This window comes from Pararhodobacter sp., assembly GCF_034676075.1.
Taxonomy (GTDB): domain Bacteria; phylum Pseudomonadota; class Alphaproteobacteria; order Rhodobacterales; family Rhodobacteraceae; genus Pararhodobacter.
Genome location: NZ_JAUCCQ010000020.1, coordinates 1 through 14,504 on the forward strand (window position 1 = coordinate 1; position 14,504 = coordinate 14,504).

Genomic DNA, 14,504 nt, shown 5'->3' on the forward strand with positions numbered 1-14,504 from the left:
CCCATGCGGCGGTCCTTTCGCGGTGGTCGGCCTCGCTCAGATGGTAGCGGGGCGCGATGAATTCCTCGGCCCGGAGGATCCAGCCCCCTTTCCCGCCGTCCCGGCGCCTTGCGTATTTGCGCGAGGCCGGGCGGCTGTCGGCCAGGGCGTAGTAATAACTCCGCCTTGCGATGCCGTAAGCATCGGCGAGATGACCGGGCGCGGCCTGATAGGCGGCCTGCGCGGCGCGGATCGTCTGCGGCCCGATCACGCCGTCGGCCGTCAGGTCATGGCCCATCTCGCCCAGCAGCCGCTGCAGGATCCGCACCGCATTGCCGCCCGAGTTCACATACATGTCGAAGACCGAGGGTTGCAGCGCCTCGGGCAGCGCGGCGATGCCGGGGCGGCGGTAGTAATGCTCAAGGAAAATCGCCACCGCCTGCGGCCGGGTCAGCGCACTGACATCGGCCTCGCTTACCTGCCCGTCGCCGGTCAGGTCCAGCCCCAGCCGCCGCATCGTGCCGATGGTCACGCCGAAGTTGGTGGCCCCGCCCGGATCGTCCGGGTCGTTGACGAAGCCGCCCTCGCGGGCGACGATCTCTTCGGCAAGGCTTTGCACGTCGCGCATCGCGCCCTCCCATGCTGGAAAGCGGGCAGGATCGCGGGCCGGGGTTCAGATCCGGTAGCGGCGGCGTGCGTTGCGGCTCAGGTGCCCTGGGTCGGGTAGGTTTCGCCGTGGTATTCGCATTCCGGGCGGTTCGCCGCGGCATTGGGCGAGCCCTGGGCGCCGACCGCATCGGCCACTTCGCGCGGCATATAGGTCTCGTCATGCTTCGCCAGGATCTCGGTCGCGACGAAGACCCCGTCGACCAGCCGGCCGGTGGCGACCGTGCCCTCGTTCTCGCCGAAGAGGTCGGGCAGGATGCCGCGGTAGCTGACCGGCACGCTGGCGCAGAAATCGGTGACGGAGAAGGTGATCGATTCGCCCTGCCCGCGGCTGAGGGTGCCGACCTCGACCATGCCGCCCAGGCGGAAGACCTCGTTCGGCGCCGGAGGCTCGGCCATCACCTGGCTGGGCGAGCGGAAGAAGTTGATCCCGTCGCGCATCGCATAACCGATCAGCGCCGTGCTGAGCGTGAGCGCCACGGCGGCCACGGCGATGATCTGCACGCGGCGGGTCTTTTTCAGGCTCTTCATGCCGGCCATGGGAATCCTCCGGGGGTTCGCTGCCTCAGATAGGAAGGCGGGGCACGGCTGGCAACGGGACCCGTTGCCGCATCAGGCGGCCTTGAACGGGATCCGGCGGCGCAGGAATTGCGTGGCCTTGTGGCCGACCGCCACCGGATCGCCGGTGGTCAGGAACAGCGTTTCCTTGCCGGTGCCGATCAGGTCGGGGTGGCGTTCGAGGTAATGCTCCAGGCTCGCCGCGACCAGCTCGGGCTGGGAATAGACCTGCACGCCGGGGCCGAGCGCGGCGCGGAAAGCCTCCTCCATCAGCGGATAATGCGTGCAGCCGAGCACGGCGGCCTCGGGCTTCGGCATCCGGCGGTGCAGCGCCTCGACGTGGCTATGCACCAGCGCCTCGGCCAGGATCATGTCGCCCTGTTCGATAGCATCGACCACGCCGCCGCAGGGCTGAGCCTCGACATCGACGCCGATGGCGCGGAAGGCAAGTTCGCGCTGGAAGGCACGGCTGGCGACGGTGGCGGGGGTGGCAAACAGCGCGACATGCTTGATCGCCACCTCACGCGGCGGGGAATTGTCGCCCCATTGCCGTTCGGTCAGGGCCTCGATCAGCGGCACGAAGACGCCGAGCACGCGCTTGCCCGGCGGAATCCAGCTTTCCTGCATCCGCTTCAGCGCCGCGGCCGAGGCGGTGTTGCAGGCCAGGATCACCAGATCGCAGCCCTCGTCAAACAGGCGCTGCACGCCTTGCGTGGTCAGGCGATAGATATCATCGGCGTCGCGCGTGCCGTAGGGCGTGTTGGCGTTGTCGCCGAAATAGACGAAGGGCACCTCGGGCAGCCGTCGGACCAGCGCGTCCAGAACCGTGAGCCCGCCCAGCCCGGAATCGAACACGCCTACTGCCATTGCTGCCTCTATCGCCGATATTGCGCCTCGAATTCAAAGCCCAGGCGGGCCCAGTCCGAGGGGTTCGGCGACAAGTCATACGTGCTGCGGCGGAGGAAATCCATCACCTGATTGGCCCCCTGTCCAACGCTCGCGAGCTTGTGCGGCGGGATCGGATCGCCGACCGCCAGCCGCACCGGCCCGTCGGTCCGGGCGGCGAATTCGCGGATCAGCAGTGCCATGCGCAGCGTCGGATGCACATGGCTGGCCAGCTGGAAGAGGCGCGAGTTCGCCCCCTCGAACCAGAGCGGCACCACGGTGGCGCCCGAGCGCGCGATCATCTTGGCGGTGAAACCGCGCCATTGCGGGTCACGGGGTTCGGCCGCAGGGGTGACGCCGGTCGCCACCGTGCCGCCCGGAAAGATGCCGATGGCGCCGCCCGCCTGCAGGTAGCCGATCGCCTCGGCCCGGGTGGCGATGTTGCGGGCCTGCGCCGTGCGACTGCCGGAAAAATCGATCGGCAGGATGGCGCGGCGCACATCCTCGGCCCCGAGGAAGGCGTTATGCGCGACGATGCGGAAATCCCCGCCCCGCACGGCACTGAGGATATGGCCCAGCACCAGCCCGTCCAAGATCCCGAACGGGTGGTTCGAGACCACGACCAGCGGCCCGCGGGTGGGGATCGTACCCAGCGAGCCGCGGATCACGTCAAGCCTGAGGCCGAAACGCTCCATCATCACCCGCCAGAAATCGCGGCCCTGCGCGACCTCGGCCTCATAGCCTTCGGCACGGCGCATCAGCGCCAGCCGCCCGGTGACATTCTCGACGCTGCGGATCAGGGCCTGCCCGGGTCTGGTCCCGGCCGACATCGCATAGGTGATATCGCGGGCCACGCCACGGGCAAGCGGGCGGCGGCGGTGGCGGACGGGGGTGTCGAGGATGGCGAGGGACATGGGGGACTCGGGCAAAGGATATGCCCGAGTCCTAGCGCCTGCTGGTGACAGAATGGCGACGGTTATTCCGCCGCCATCCGGGTGGGTGCGCCGCCCTGGGCGATGGCCGCCAGGATCTCCTCGCGCCGCTTCGCCGCCTTGGCCTCGTTCGCGTCCTTGACCGGGCCATAGCCGCGGATCGACAGCGGCAACATGGCCAGTTCCAGGATCAGATCGCGGGTCGCCGGGGTGAGCTTCGGCAGAACCGCTTTCATATCGCCTTCGAACTGCTTGATAAGGCTGCGTTCCATCTTCCGCTCCGCTGAATAGCCGAAGGGGTCGAAGGGCGTGCCGCGCAGGCCTTTCAGCCGGGCCAGCAGCTTGAAGCCGGACATCATCCAGGGCCCGAATTCCCGCTTCTTCGGCCGGCCCGAGGGATCCTTGCCCCCCATGACCGGCGGCGCGAGGTGGAATTTCATCACGAAATCCCCGTCGAAGGTCTCGCGCAGCTTGGCCTCGGTCGACAGATGCAGGCGCGCGACCTCGTATTCGTCCTTGTAGGCCAGCAGCTTGTGATAGCCCTTGGCCACGGCCTCGCGCAGGCCCTTGTCCTCTACGCCATCGACCAGCTTGCGGAAGCGCTTGGCCAGCCGCTTGCCCTGATACTCGACCAGCCGCGCCTCGCGGAAGGCGACAGGATCGACCGGCAAGCTGTTGATGTCGTTGGGTGCGATGACTTTGGCGGCATCCTGAGGATGCAGCACGGCCCAACGCCCGATCTCGAAGGCGCGCAGGTTGCCCTCGACGGCGGCCTTGTTCAGCACGATGGCCTCGCGGATCGACTCGAGGCTCAGGGGCACCAGCCCCTGCTGCCAGGCGCCGCCCAGCACCATCATGTTGGAATAGATCGAATCCCCCAGTGCCACGCGCGACAGCTCCGAGGCATCGAACAGCGACAGCCGGTCGCGAAGCCGTGCTTCAAGAGCGACCTCCAGATTGTTGATCGGCAAGCGGAATTCGGTGTCACGGGTGAAGGCGCCGGTGATGATTTCGTGGCTGTTGACCACCGCGCCGGTGCGGCCCGTGGTCATCAGGCCGATGGTCTTGGCGCCCGCCGTCACCACCAGATCGCCGCCGATCACCGCATCCGCCTCGCCCACGGCGACGCGGACGGCGCTGATATCCTCGGGCTTGTTGGCCAGCCGCAGGTGGATATGGACCGCGCCGCCCTTCTGGGCGAGGCCTGCCATCTCCATCATGCCCGCGCCCTTGCCGTCGATCTGCGCCGCCTGCGCCAGCACCGCGCCGACCGTCACCACACCGGTGCCGCCGACGCCGGTGATGATCAGGTTATGCGTGCCGTTGATCGCTGGCAGTTGCGGCAGCGGCAGGTCCGGCAGGTCCAGCGCCCGGGTCGCGGATTTCTTCACCCTGGCGCCCTCGACCGTGACAAAAGACGGGCAGAAGCCCTTGAGACAGCTGTAATCCTTGTTGCAGGAGGATTGGTCGATGGCCCGCTTGCGGCCCAGCTCCGTCTCGACCGGAACGATGGAGACGCAGTTCGACTGCACCCCGCAATCGCCGCAGCCCTCGCAGACCTCGGTGTTGATGAAGACGCGGCGGTCGGGATCGGGGAAGGTGCCGCGCTTGCGGCGGCGGCGCTTCTCGGCGGCGCAGGTCTGAACATAGATGATGGCGGAGACGCCCTTGGTCTCGGCCATCTTCTCCTGCACATTCATCAGGTTGGCGCGTTCGACCTTTTCGATCCCCGCCGGGAATTGCGAGAGATCCAGCTCTTCCTTCTCATCATAGACCACGACCACCGGCTTCACGCCCATAGCCGTGATCTCGCGCGCGATCTGATAGGCGGTGAGTCCGCCCTCGTTGCGCTGGCCGCCGGTCATGGCGACGGCATCGTTGAAGAGGATCTTGTAGGTGATCGTCGTCCCGGCGGCCAAAGCCGCGCGGATCGCCTGCACGCCCGAATGGTTGTAGGTCCCGTCGCCGAGGTTCTGGAACACATGGCCGCGGTGCGAGAACAGGCTCTCGCCGATCCAGTTCGCGCCCTCGCCGCCCATATGGGTGAAACCGAGCGTGTCGCGGTCCATCCACTGGACCATGTAGTGACAGCCGATCCCGGCATAGGCGCGGCTGCCGTCGGGCAACTTGGTCGAGGAATTATGCGGGCAGCCCGAGCAGAACCACGGCGTCCGCTGGGCGATATCGGTGGCGTTGTCGGCCCGGCGGGCTTCAGTCAGCCTCTCAAGACCGGCGCGTAACCCTTCGGTATCGCAGCCTTCTTCCAGGAAGATGCCGCCCAGTTTCTCGGCGATCATCACCGGGTCGAGGGCGTAGCGGGTCGGGAACAATTCCTCGGAATGCATCCCCCCGGCGCCACCCTTGTACCAGCCATAGACGCGGCGGCCGCGGCGGTCGTCGAAGATCGCTTCCTTGATCTGCACTTCGATCAGCTTGCGTTTTTCCTCAACGCAGATGATCAGGTCGAGGTCGTCGGCCCATTCATGGAAGCTGGTCATGTCCAGCGGCCAGGTTTGCCCGACCTTGTAGGTGGTGATGCCCAGCCGCTCGCACGCGGCCTCATCCAGGCCCAGCAGCCCCATGGCGTGCACGAGGTCGAGCCAGTTCTTGCCCGCGGCCACGAGCCCGATCTTCGCGCCCGGCTTGCCCCAGACGCGCTTGTCCATGCGGTTGGCGCGGCTGAACGCCTCGGCCGCGAAGCGCTTGTAGTCGATCATCCGCGCTTCCTGCGCGACCGGGGTGTCCTGCAGCCGGATGTTCAGCCCGCCGGCCGGCATCTGGAAATCGGGGCGTACGAAGGACATCCGGTGCGGATTGCCGTCGACCACGGCCGTGGCCTCGACGGTATCCTTCATCGTCTTGAGGCCCACCCAGAGCCCGGAAAACCGGCTCAGTTCAAAGGCATAATGACCGTAGTCGAGGATTTCCTGCACGCCCGCGGGCGAGACGATCGGCATATAGGCATCGACCATCGCCCAGTCAGACTGGTGCAGCACGGTCGAGCTTTCGCCGGTATGGTCGTCGCCCATCGCCATGATGACGCCGCCGTTCTTCGAGGTCCCGGCCATGTTGGCGTGTTTCATCGGGTCGCCCGAACGGTCGATCCCCGGCCCCTTGCCGTACCACAGGCAGAAGACGCCGTCGTATTTGCCCTCGCCCCGCAGTTCGGCCTGCTGGGTGCCCCAGACGGCGGTGGCGGCGAGGTCCTCGTTCAGCCCCTCCTGGAAGGTGACCTGCGCGGCATCGAGGAAGGGTCTGGCGCGGATCATCTGCTGGTCGACGGCCCCCAGAGGCGAGCCGCGATAGCCCGTCACATAGCCCGCCGTCTTCAGCCCCGCCGCCCGGTCCCGCGCCTGCTGCGCCAGCATCAGACGCACCAGCGCCTGAGTGCCGTTCAGCAGAACCGGGGATTTATCCAGGTCGAAACGGTCGTTCAGAGACACCGTCTGCTTACCCATCGTGCACCTCCCATGCCGATCGCCACTCGGGTGGCGTTAGCGCCAGTATAGGTCAAAAAGGCTGACCTTAAAACCCGTTTCCACGGATTCTTGTCTTTTCGGGTAGACAACGTTGCCATAGAAACGATTGGCAATGAAACAGCGGCGGGTAATGACCGATATTTTATGATGGACTGGGACAAGCTCCGAATCTTTCACGCGGTGGCCGATGCCGGCAGCCTGACCCATGCCGGTGACACGCTGGGCCTGAGCCAATCGGCTGTCAGCCGCCAGATCCGGGGGCTGGAGGAAAGCCTCAGCACGATTCTGTTCCACCGCCACGCGCGGGGGCTGATTCTGACCGAACAGGGGGAATTGCTGTTCGACGCGACGCGGGCCATGACCAAGCGGCTGGAAACCGCCGCCGCGCGGATCCGCGACAGCGAGGAAGAGGTCTATGGTGAACTCAGGGTCACCACCACCACGGCGTTCGGCACGCTGTGGCTGGCCCCGCGCCTGCCGACGCTCTACGCCAAATATCCGGAACTGAAGATCGACCTCATGCTGGAAGAGCGCGTGCTCGACCTGCCGATGCGCGAGGCCGATGTGGCGATAAGGATGAAGGAGCCCAGCCAGGCCGACCTGATCCGCAAGCGCCTGATGGGCGTCCGGATGCGGCTTTACGCCTCGACCGAATACCTGCGCCAGAACGGCACGCCGACCTCGCTGGTCGAGATGAAGGATCACCGCCTGGTCTGCCAGAGCGCCAATGCCCATCAAGTCGCCGCCGGTGGCGCGCTGGTGCGCGAGCTGATGACGCAGCAGATCCGCTCGACCTTTACGGTGAACAACTACTTCGGCGTGTTGCAGGCGGTGGTGAATCATCTGGGCGTCGGCGTGCTGCCCGATTACCTGACCGAGGATTTCTCGCAACTGGTGCGGGTGCTGCCCGATGTGGAAAGCGCCGAGGTTCCGGTGTTCCTGGCCTACCCGGAAGAATTGCGTCATTCCAAGCGGGTATCGGCATTCCGGGACTTCGTGCTGGAGGGTGTGATCGCCTATCGCCGCCAACGAACCATGCCCAGCAGCGAGTAGCTCACCCGCCGGTTGCGTTGACCTAGGGTGAGGCATGCATGCAACGCATCACGGCTATGATGCACATGCAGCGACGAAATTGTTGAACGCATGCAGCGATTCGATTATCTGGGTTCGTGAGATACAGGAGTTCCTTCTGTATCTTTACCTCCCTGTTGGACTTGGGCCGAGCTTTGCTCGGCCTTCTTTTTTGGGTCGGCGGCCGTCTGCACCGCTGCCAGCCGTGTCCTCAGGAAAGCCCGTTCCGCCGCATTCCCCGACCGGGCGATGGCCTCGCCATAGGCTTCCGCTGCGCCAGCGCCCTGCCCCGCCCGGGCCCTGAGTTCGGCCAGGGCGGCGTGGAACGGCTGATAGCTATGCAAATCCACGCGCAGTGCCTCGACCAGCGCCAGCGCCGCCGCCGCCTCGCCGGTTTCAGCCAGCGCCACCGCGCGGTTGAGGCGCACGACCGGCGTCGGCTCGAATCGCAGGAGGCTGTCGTAGAGCAGAAAGATCTGGCGGCGGTCGATCTCGGGCGCGGTATGAAGCGCGGCGATGGCGGCTTTGATCTGGAACGGCCCCGGCGCGCGCAGCGCCATGGCCCGGTCAACCAGCGCCTCGCCCTCGGCGATCCCGGCTTGATCCCAGAGCCGCCGGTCCTGCCGGTCCAGCGCCACCAGCGCGCCGTCCGGCCCCAGCCGCGCCGCGCGCCGCGCATCGGTGATCAGCATCAACGCCAACAGGCCCAGAACCTCGGGCTCGTCCGGGCGGAGCTGGTCGAGCATGCGGGCGAGGTAGATCGCCTCGGCCGAGAGGTCGACGCGCAGCGGCGCCGCGCCCGCGGTGACGGCATAGCCCTCGTTGAAGATGAGATAGAGCACCGCCAGCACCGAGCCCAGCCGCGCCGCCCAGTCGCCCGGCCCCGGCACGGCAAAGGGGATCCCGGCCTCGCGGATCTTGGCCTTGGCGCGGCTCAGGCGCTGGCCCATGGCGGGCTCGGTATCGAGGAAGGCGCGGGCGATCTCGGCCGTGGTCAGGCCGCCGAGGGTCCGCAGGGTCAGCGCGACGCGGGTCTTGGCCTCCAGCGCGGGGTGGCAGCAGGTGAAGATGAGGCGCAGCCGTTCGTCCGGGATCTCGGGCGCCGGTTCCTCGCGGGCGGCGGCGTCGGCTTCGGCCAGCAGCCGCAGGTCGGGGGCGCGCGCGGCCAGACGCGCGGCGCGGCGCCAGCGGTCGATCACCTTGCGCCGCGCGGCGGTCAGCAGCCAGGCACCGGGGCGGTCGGGCACGCCCGCCCTGCCCCAATGCACCAGCGCCGATTCCATCGCCTCGCTCAGCGCCTCTTCCGCCAGGTCGAGGTCGCGCAGCTCGGCCATCAGCGCCGCCAGGATGCGGCCCCTCTCGTGGCGGTGGATCGCCTCCAGGATCGGGGCCGCGCCCATCTCAGCCGCCGGGCAGCAAGGGGGCGGTGTCCATGATCGGCCGGATCTCGACCGTGCCATAGCGCGCGGCGGGGATTTCGGCCGCATAGCGCATCGCCGCGTCCAGATCGGGGACGTCGATCAGGTAGAAGCCGCCCAGCTGCTCCTTGGTTTCGGCGAAGGGTCCGTCCAACGTCTCGACCCTGCCGCCCCGTTTGCGCAGCGAGGTTGCGGTGCCCGCATCCTCGAGCGCCTCGCCGGACCAGTCGATGCCGTCGCGCTCGAGCAGGGCGTTGAAGCCGTCATAGTCCTGCATCATCTGGCCGAACTCGGGCGTGCCGGGCTGCGGTTCGGGCAGATCGCCCCCGTAGAGGAGAAGAAGATATTTCATCGGGTTATTCCTTCCGTTCGGTCAGGCGTTGAAGATCATCAGCGGCCGGACTTCAACCGCCCCGATCCGGGCGCCGGGGATCTGCGCCGCCCAATGCAGCGCCTCGTCGAGATCGGTGCAATCGAGGAGGTAATAGCCGCCCAGCTGTTCCTTGGTCTCGGCGAAGGGGCCGTCCATCGTCTGAGCCTCGCCGCCGCGCATCCGCACCACCGTCGCGGTCGCGGGCGCCTGCAGGGCGTCGCCCCCGGCCAGCACCCCGGCCGCCCCGGCCCGGCGGTTGAAATCGAAATAGGCCTCGTTCATCGAACCGCCCGATTGCGGGGCCTCGGCGGGATCGTAATAGATGAGGGCGATATACTTCATGGTCGTCTCCTGAACCGATGTGAGTGTCGCCGCCCCGGACCGAACCGGCAAGCCCCGGCCCCGCCCGCAGGCAGCTGACACCGGAACGACGCCCGGGCGCCGCCGTTTTCGACATTCCCGGCCGAACAGGCGCAGAATTTTTTCGCACCGCCCGCACGCGGCCTTTCCTCCGGCCCCCCGGCGTTCTAAAGACGCCGCAACCGCGAAAGCCCCGGGGGATAGGATGCAGGAACCTGAGATCACCGCCGACCTGATCGCCGCGCATGGTCTGAAGCCGGACGAATACCAGCGCATCCTGGAGATCATCGGCCGCGAACCGACGTTTACCGAGCTCGGGATCTTCTCGGCGATGTGGAACGAGCATTGCTCGTACAAATCCTCGAAGCGCTGGCTGCGCACGCTACCGACCAAGGGGCCGCAGGTCATCTGCGGGCCGGGCGAGAATGCGGGCGTGGTCGATATCGGCGACGGTCAGGCGCTGATCTTCAAGATGGAGAGCCACAACCACCCGTCCTATATCGAGCCCCATCAGGGCGCGGCGACGGGCGTGGGCGGGATCCTGCGCGACGTCTTCACCATGGGCGCGCGCCCCATCGCGGCGATGAACGCGCTCAGCTTCGGCCTGCCGTCGCATCCCAAGACTGCCCATATCGTCAAGGGCGTGGTCGAGGGGATCGGCAGCTACGGCAATTGCTTCGGCGTGCCGAACGTGGGCGGCGAAGTGCGCTTCCACGCCAGCTACAACGGCAATTGCCTTGTAAACGCCTTTGCGGCGGGTCTGGCTGACGCCGACAAGATCTTCTACTCGGCGGCCTCGGGCGTCGGCATGCCGGTGGTGTATCTGGGCGCCAAGACCGGCCGCGACGGTGTCGGCGGCGCGACCATGGCCTCGGCCGAATTCGACGACACCATCGAGGAAAAGCGCCCCACCGTTCAGGTCGGCGACCCCTTCACCGAGAAGCGCCTGCTGGAGGCCTGTCTGGAGCTGATGCAGACCGGCGCCGTGATCTCGATCCAGGACATGGGCGCCGCGGGTCTGACCTGCTCGGCGGTCGAGATGGGCGACAAGGGTGGCCTCGGGATCAAGCTGATCCTCGATCAGGTGCCGCAGCGGGAAACCGCGATGACGGCCTATGAGATGATGCTCTCGGAAAGCCAAGAGCGCATGCTCATGGTGCTGCACCCCGAGAAAGAGGCCGAGGCCCGCGCCGTCTTCGTCAAATGGGACCTCGATTTCGCCATCGTCGGCGAGACGATCCCCGAGGACCGCTTCCTGATCCTGCACGGCAACGAGGTGAAAGCCGACCTGCCGCTGTCGAAACTCTCGTCCGAGGCGCCGGAATACGACCGGCCCTGGGTGCCGACGCCTGCCGCCGAAGCCATGGCGCCGGTGGCACAGATCGACCCGATCGACGGGCTGAAGGCGCTGATCTCCAGCCCGAACTACGCCCACAAGGCCTGGGTCTGGGAACAATACGACCACATGGTCATGGCCGATACGGTCCGCGCGCCGGGTCTGGGCGCGGGCGTGGTGCGGGTGCATGGCACCGGCAAGGCGGTGGCCTTCACCTCGGACGTGACGCCGCGCTACGTCAAGGCGAACCCGGTCGAGGGCGGCAAGCAGGCGGTGGCGGAAGCCTACCGCAACCTGACTGCGGTCGGCGCGAAGCCCCTCGCCACCACCGACAACCTGAACTTCGGCAACCCCGAGAAGCCCGAGATCATGGGCCAGTTCGTCGGCGCCATCCAGGGCATCGGCGAGGCCTGCGCGGCCTTGGACATGCCCATCGTCTCGGGCAACGTGTCCCTCTACAACGAGACCGATGGCAAGGGCATCCTGCCGACGCCGACCATCGGCGCGGTGGGTCTGCTGGACAGCCTGGACGACCTGATCGCGGGCCAGCCCTCGGCCGGTGATTTCGCGCTGGTGATCGGCGAGACCGCCGGGCATCTCGGGCAATCGGCGATCCTGGCCGAGGTCTTCAACCGCGAGGACGGCGACGCGCCCGCGGTCGATCTGGCCGCCGAACGGGCGAATGGCGAGTTCCTGCGGGCGAACCGCGCGCTGATCAAGGCCGCGACCGACCTCTCGGACGGCGGGCTCGCGCTCGCCGCCTTCGAGATGGCCGAGGGCGCGGGGCTGGGCGTCACGCTGGAGACGGGTGAAACCGGGTTCCTGTTTGGTGAGGATCAGGCGCGCTATCTGGTGGCCTGTGGTTTCGATCAGGCCGAAGCGCTGATGGTCGCAGCCCGCGCTGCCGGGGTGACGGTCGCGACGGTCGGCAAGTTCGGCGGCGACAGCGTGAGCTTCGGCGGGGCCTCGGCGCCGCTGGCGGAGCTGTCGGCGCTCTATCGCGGGGCCTTCGCGGCGGCGATCGGGTAAAGGCGGGGGGCCAAGGTCCGGCCGCGCCACGGGCGCGGCGTTCGCGGCTGAAACGCGCCACTGGCGCGTTTCCGAGACGCCGCTCACCCCCGCACCCCCTGCCCAAAGGGGGGCACGCCCCCCTTTGGAAACCCCGTGCGTATTTCTGGCAGAATGAAGGGGCGGGGTTGCGCCCCGCCTGCTGGCTTGGCACATCGGGGCCATGCACCCCCTGCCCGCCCTCAAAGCTGATTGTGCCGCCTGTGCTGCGCTGTGCTGCATGGCGCTGCCCTTCGACAAGGGCGAGGCCTTTGCCCTGGACAAGCCCGCGCTGCACCCCTGCCCCAACCTCTCGGGCCACGGCTGCGCCATCCATGAGCGGCTGGAACCTTCGGGCTTCCGGGGTTGCGTGCTCTACGATTGCCTCGGCGCCGGGCAGCGCGTGGTGCAGGAGGTCTTCGCCGGTGCCGATTGGCAGCAGGACGCGACGCTGCGGGCGCCGATGGCCGAGGCTCTGGGGATCCTCCGGCGCATCCATGCCGGGCTGGAACTGCTGATCGCCGCCGAATCGCTGGCCCTGCCCGAGGCTCTGGCGGCGGAACAGCAGGCGCTGATCGCGCTCCATCATCCGCAGGCGCCCTGGTCGCCCGAAAGCCTGCGCGGCTTTGCCGTCTCGGGCGCCGAGGCGCGGCTCAGGGCGTTTCTTGCCGCGCTCAGACCGCATGTCGCAGCGCCCTGACCCTTGCGCCGGGGGGGCGCGGGTTTTACATCTTGAGCAACGCAAGGAGACCCGCATGGCCATTTCGGCAACCGAACTCGAAACCCTGCTGCGCGAGTCCTTCCCGGCCGCGAAGATCACCATCACCGACCTCGCCGGGGACGGGAACCATTACGCGGCCGAGGTGATCGACGCGAGCTTCAAGGGCAAGAACCGGGTGCAGCAGCAGCGCGACGTCTACGCGGCGCTGAAGGGCAAGATGGATGGCGCCCAGGGCGAGCTACACGCGCTGGCCCTGACCACGAAGGCCCCCGAATGAAGGGCCTGCTGGCTGCGCTGGGCGCCCTGATCGGCGCCGCTGTCGCCCCGACCCCGGCGCCGGTGCCGATCCCCGTGCGCGCAAGCGGGCTTGACCCGCGGCCCCGGCCACACCAGATCCCCCGCAACAGCGACTCCCATTGACCCATTCCCGGCCCGCCCAGGGCACGAGACAAGGACCCAGACCCATGAGCGACGTGAAGACCTCCATCGACCAGCTGGTCAAAGCCAATGACGTGGTGCTGTTCATGAAGGGCACCAAGACCATGCCGCAATGTGGCTTCTCCAGCCGCGTTGCCGGGGTCCTGAACTTCATGGGCGTCGAGTATCAGGACGTGAACGTGCTGGCCGATGCCGATATCCGTCAGGGCATCAAGGATTACTCGGACTGGCCGACCATCCCGCAGCTCTATGTGAAGGGCGAATTCGTCGGCGGTTGCGACATCGTGACCGAGATGACGCTCTCGGGCGAGCTGGACCAGCTGTTCGCGGCCAAGGGCGTGTCCTTCGACAAGGACGCCGCCGACAAGATCCGCGAAGCCAACGCCTGAGAGCTTTTTCGCCGCAAGATCGGGGGCCGGTGCCGGGTGCACCGGCCCTTTTTCATGGAAATGGCACCCGTTTCGTCAGGCCTCACGCTCTTGTTGCGCCGCATCGCGATTTTCTTGCCCTGACGGATGAACCCTTTGCCGCCCCGCGCGACCTATGCGCAAGAGAGCAACGGGTTTCCTCCATGTCGGTCGTCCTTTTCACCCAGATCCTCGCCCTCGCGCTAGGCGCGCTGCTGGCCGTCGCGCTGCTGCGTCGGCTGCGCGATACCCAGGCCCGCCGCGCCGCGGCCTTCGAGGATTTCGCCGAAGGACGCGGGCTGACGCTCTACCGGATCCCCGGCACCGACGCGCTTTATCGCCTGACCGACGCGGCCGGCACCCTGATGACGGTCGAGACCGCGCCCCGCACCACCCGCAACGGCACGAAGATGCCCGGCACCGTCAGCCTGACCCTGCCCGCGCCGCGCCTGTCGCGCGGCTTCGTGGCGCTGGTCGTCCCCGGTGCCGACCGGCCCGGCACGCGGCTGGATCAGGCGCTGCGCGGGGTGGCGAGAGGCAGCGAGACGCCCGAGATCCGGCATCTGGGCGATGCGCTGGCCTTCCTGTCCGAGGTTCCTGCGGGCGAAAGCCCCGATCTCGCTGTGCTGCTTGAGGCGCTGCGCGATCCCGCCCTGCGGCCCGATCCCGGAGGCCGGGCGATGATTGCCCTCAACGCGGAAGGATTGCACCTGCGGCTGGGCAGGACGATAAAAGACCCGGGCGCGCTGGCGCCGATCCTCGACACCCTGCGCAGGCTGCAGCACCGGCTCGACGCCGGACCGCGGCGGCAGGCGGCCTGATCCCCGCAACCCA

The 14,504-nt window shown here is 67.6% G+C and carries 14 protein-coding genes; 6 read left to right on the forward strand and 8 right to left on the reverse strand.

What is annotated here, in order from left to right; genetic code table 11:
- The 5 genes from VDQ18_RS08615 to VDQ18_RS08635 all read right to left on the reverse strand — a co-directional run.
- Window positions 1-607: holin-associated N-acetylmuramidase (locus VDQ18_RS08615; RefSeq protein WP_323020542.1), on the reverse strand; the 607-nt coding region annotated here is incomplete at its 3' end.
- 77 nt (window positions 608-684) lie between these two features.
- A complete protein-coding gene (ccmE, locus tag VDQ18_RS08620; protein WP_323020582.1) occupies window positions 685-1,176 on the reverse strand; it encodes a cytochrome c maturation protein CcmE in 492 nt (163 codons plus the stop codon).
- Between the two features lie 81 nt (window positions 1,177-1,257).
- On the reverse strand, window positions 1,258-2,070 hold the full coding sequence (locus tag VDQ18_RS08625; RefSeq protein WP_323020543.1) for a glutamate racemase: 813 nt from the start codon (window positions 2,068-2,070) through the stop codon (window positions 1,258-1,260).
- Window positions 2,071-2,078: 8 nt separating this feature from the next.
- The gene (locus VDQ18_RS08630) at window positions 2,079-3,002 is read right to left on the reverse strand and encodes a lysophospholipid acyltransferase family protein (RefSeq protein WP_323020544.1); all 924 of its coding nucleotides are present in this window, start codon (window positions 3,000-3,002) and stop codon (window positions 2,079-2,081) included.
- Window positions 3,003-3,064: 62 nt separating this feature from the next.
- A complete protein-coding gene (locus VDQ18_RS08635; RefSeq protein WP_323020545.1) occupies window positions 3,065-6,478 on the reverse strand; it encodes an indolepyruvate ferredoxin oxidoreductase family protein in 3,414 nt (1,137 codons plus the stop codon).
- Between the two features lie 168 nt (window positions 6,479-6,646).
- Between VDQ18_RS08635 and VDQ18_RS08640 the strand changes: the two genes are divergently transcribed.
- A complete protein-coding gene (locus tag VDQ18_RS08640) occupies window positions 6,647-7,552 on the forward strand; it encodes a LysR family transcriptional regulator (protein ID WP_323020583.1) in 906 nt (301 codons plus the stop codon).
- 104 nt (window positions 7,553-7,656) lie between these two features.
- On the opposite strand, the gene VDQ18_RS08645 is transcribed toward VDQ18_RS08640, so the two are convergent.
- From VDQ18_RS08645 to VDQ18_RS08655, 3 genes are read right to left on the reverse strand one after another with little or no spacing between them, the layout of a single operon-like run.
- The gene (locus tag VDQ18_RS08645) at window positions 7,657-8,970 is read right to left on the reverse strand and encodes an RNA polymerase sigma factor (RefSeq protein ID WP_323020546.1); all 1,314 of its coding nucleotides are present in this window, start codon (window positions 8,968-8,970) and stop codon (window positions 7,657-7,659) included.
- A gap of 1 nt (window position 8,971) precedes the next feature.
- Window positions 8,972-9,340 carry a YciI family protein gene (locus tag VDQ18_RS08650; RefSeq protein WP_323020547.1) on the reverse strand — a complete coding sequence of 123 codons (369 nt, stop codon included), beginning with the start codon at window positions 9,338-9,340 and terminating at the stop codon, window positions 8,972-8,974.
- Between the two features lie 21 nt (window positions 9,341-9,361).
- A complete protein-coding gene (locus VDQ18_RS08655; RefSeq protein ID WP_323020548.1) occupies window positions 9,362-9,703 on the reverse strand; it encodes a YciI family protein in 342 nt (113 codons plus the stop codon).
- A 223-nt stretch (window positions 9,704-9,926) separates the two neighbouring features.
- Between VDQ18_RS08655 and purL the strand changes: the two genes are divergently transcribed.
- The 5 genes from purL (at window position 9,927) to VDQ18_RS08680 (ending at window position 14,491) form a co-directional block, all read left to right on the forward strand.
- A complete protein-coding gene (gene purL, locus VDQ18_RS08660; protein ID WP_323020549.1) occupies window positions 9,927-12,086 on the forward strand; it encodes a phosphoribosylformylglycinamidine synthase subunit PurL in 2,160 nt (719 codons plus the stop codon).
- Between the two features lie 259 nt (window positions 12,087-12,345).
- The gene (locus VDQ18_RS08665) at window positions 12,346-12,804 is read left to right on the forward strand and encodes a hypothetical protein (RefSeq protein ID WP_323020550.1); all 459 of its coding nucleotides are present in this window, start codon (window positions 12,346-12,348) and stop codon (window positions 12,802-12,804) included.
- Window positions 12,805-12,859: 55 nt separating this feature from the next.
- Window positions 12,860-13,102, forward strand: a complete 243-nt coding sequence (locus tag VDQ18_RS08670) for a BolA/IbaG family iron-sulfur metabolism protein (protein ID WP_323020551.1) — start codon at window positions 12,860-12,862, stop codon at window positions 13,100-13,102.
- 187 nt (window positions 13,103-13,289) lie between these two features.
- Window positions 13,290-13,652, forward strand: coding sequence for a Grx4 family monothiol glutaredoxin (gene grxD, locus VDQ18_RS08675; RefSeq protein WP_323020552.1), 363 nt, complete (start codon window positions 13,290-13,292; stop codon window positions 13,650-13,652).
- Between the two features lie 182 nt (window positions 13,653-13,834).
- Window positions 13,835-14,491, forward strand: a complete 657-nt coding sequence (locus VDQ18_RS08680; RefSeq protein ID WP_323020553.1) for a hypothetical protein — start codon at window positions 13,835-13,837, stop codon at window positions 14,489-14,491.
- The last annotated feature ends 13 nt before the right edge of the window (window positions 14,492-14,504 follow it).

Excerpts from the sequence above, each read along its gene's own strand:
- VDQ18_RS08645 (WP_323020546.1), bottom strand. The coding sequence starts at position 8,970 with ATGGGCGCGGCCCCGATCCTGGAGGCGATCCACCGCCACGAGAGGGGC.
- VDQ18_RS08630 (WP_323020544.1), bottom strand. The coding sequence starts at position 3,002 with ATGTCCCTCGCCATCCTCGACACCCCCGTCCGCCACCGCCGCCGCCCG.
- VDQ18_RS08635 (WP_323020545.1), bottom strand. The coding sequence starts at position 6,478 with ATGGGTAAGCAGACGGTGTCTCTGAACGACCGTTTCGACCTGGATAAA.
- VDQ18_RS08655 (WP_323020548.1), bottom strand. The coding sequence starts at position 9,703 with ATGAAGTATATCGCCCTCATCTATTACGATCCCGCCGAGGCCCCGCAA.
- VDQ18_RS08680 (WP_323020553.1), top strand. The coding sequence starts at position 13,835 with ATGTCGGTCGTCCTTTTCACCCAGATCCTCGCCCTCGCGCTAGGCGCG.
- VDQ18_RS08670 (WP_323020551.1), top strand. The coding sequence starts at position 12,860 with ATGGCCATTTCGGCAACCGAACTCGAAACCCTGCTGCGCGAGTCCTTC.
- VDQ18_RS08650 (WP_323020547.1), bottom strand. The coding sequence starts at position 9,340 with ATGAAATATCTTCTTCTCCTCTACGGGGGCGATCTGCCCGAACCGCAG.
- purL (WP_323020549.1), top strand. The coding sequence starts at position 9,927 with ATGCAGGAACCTGAGATCACCGCCGACCTGATCGCCGCGCATGGTCTG.
- VDQ18_RS08625 (WP_323020543.1), bottom strand. The coding sequence starts at position 2,070 with ATGGCAGTAGGCGTGTTCGATTCCGGGCTGGGCGGGCTCACGGTTCTG.
- VDQ18_RS08665 (WP_323020550.1), top strand. The coding sequence starts at position 12,346 with ATGGCGCTGCCCTTCGACAAGGGCGAGGCCTTTGCCCTGGACAAGCCC.
- grxD (WP_323020552.1), top strand. The coding sequence starts at position 13,290 with ATGAGCGACGTGAAGACCTCCATCGACCAGCTGGTCAAAGCCAATGAC.
- ccmE (WP_323020582.1), bottom strand. The coding sequence starts at position 1,176 with ATGAAGAGCCTGAAAAAGACCCGCCGCGTGCAGATCATCGCCGTGGCC.
- VDQ18_RS08640 (WP_323020583.1), top strand. The coding sequence starts at position 6,647 with ATGGACTGGGACAAGCTCCGAATCTTTCACGCGGTGGCCGATGCCGGC.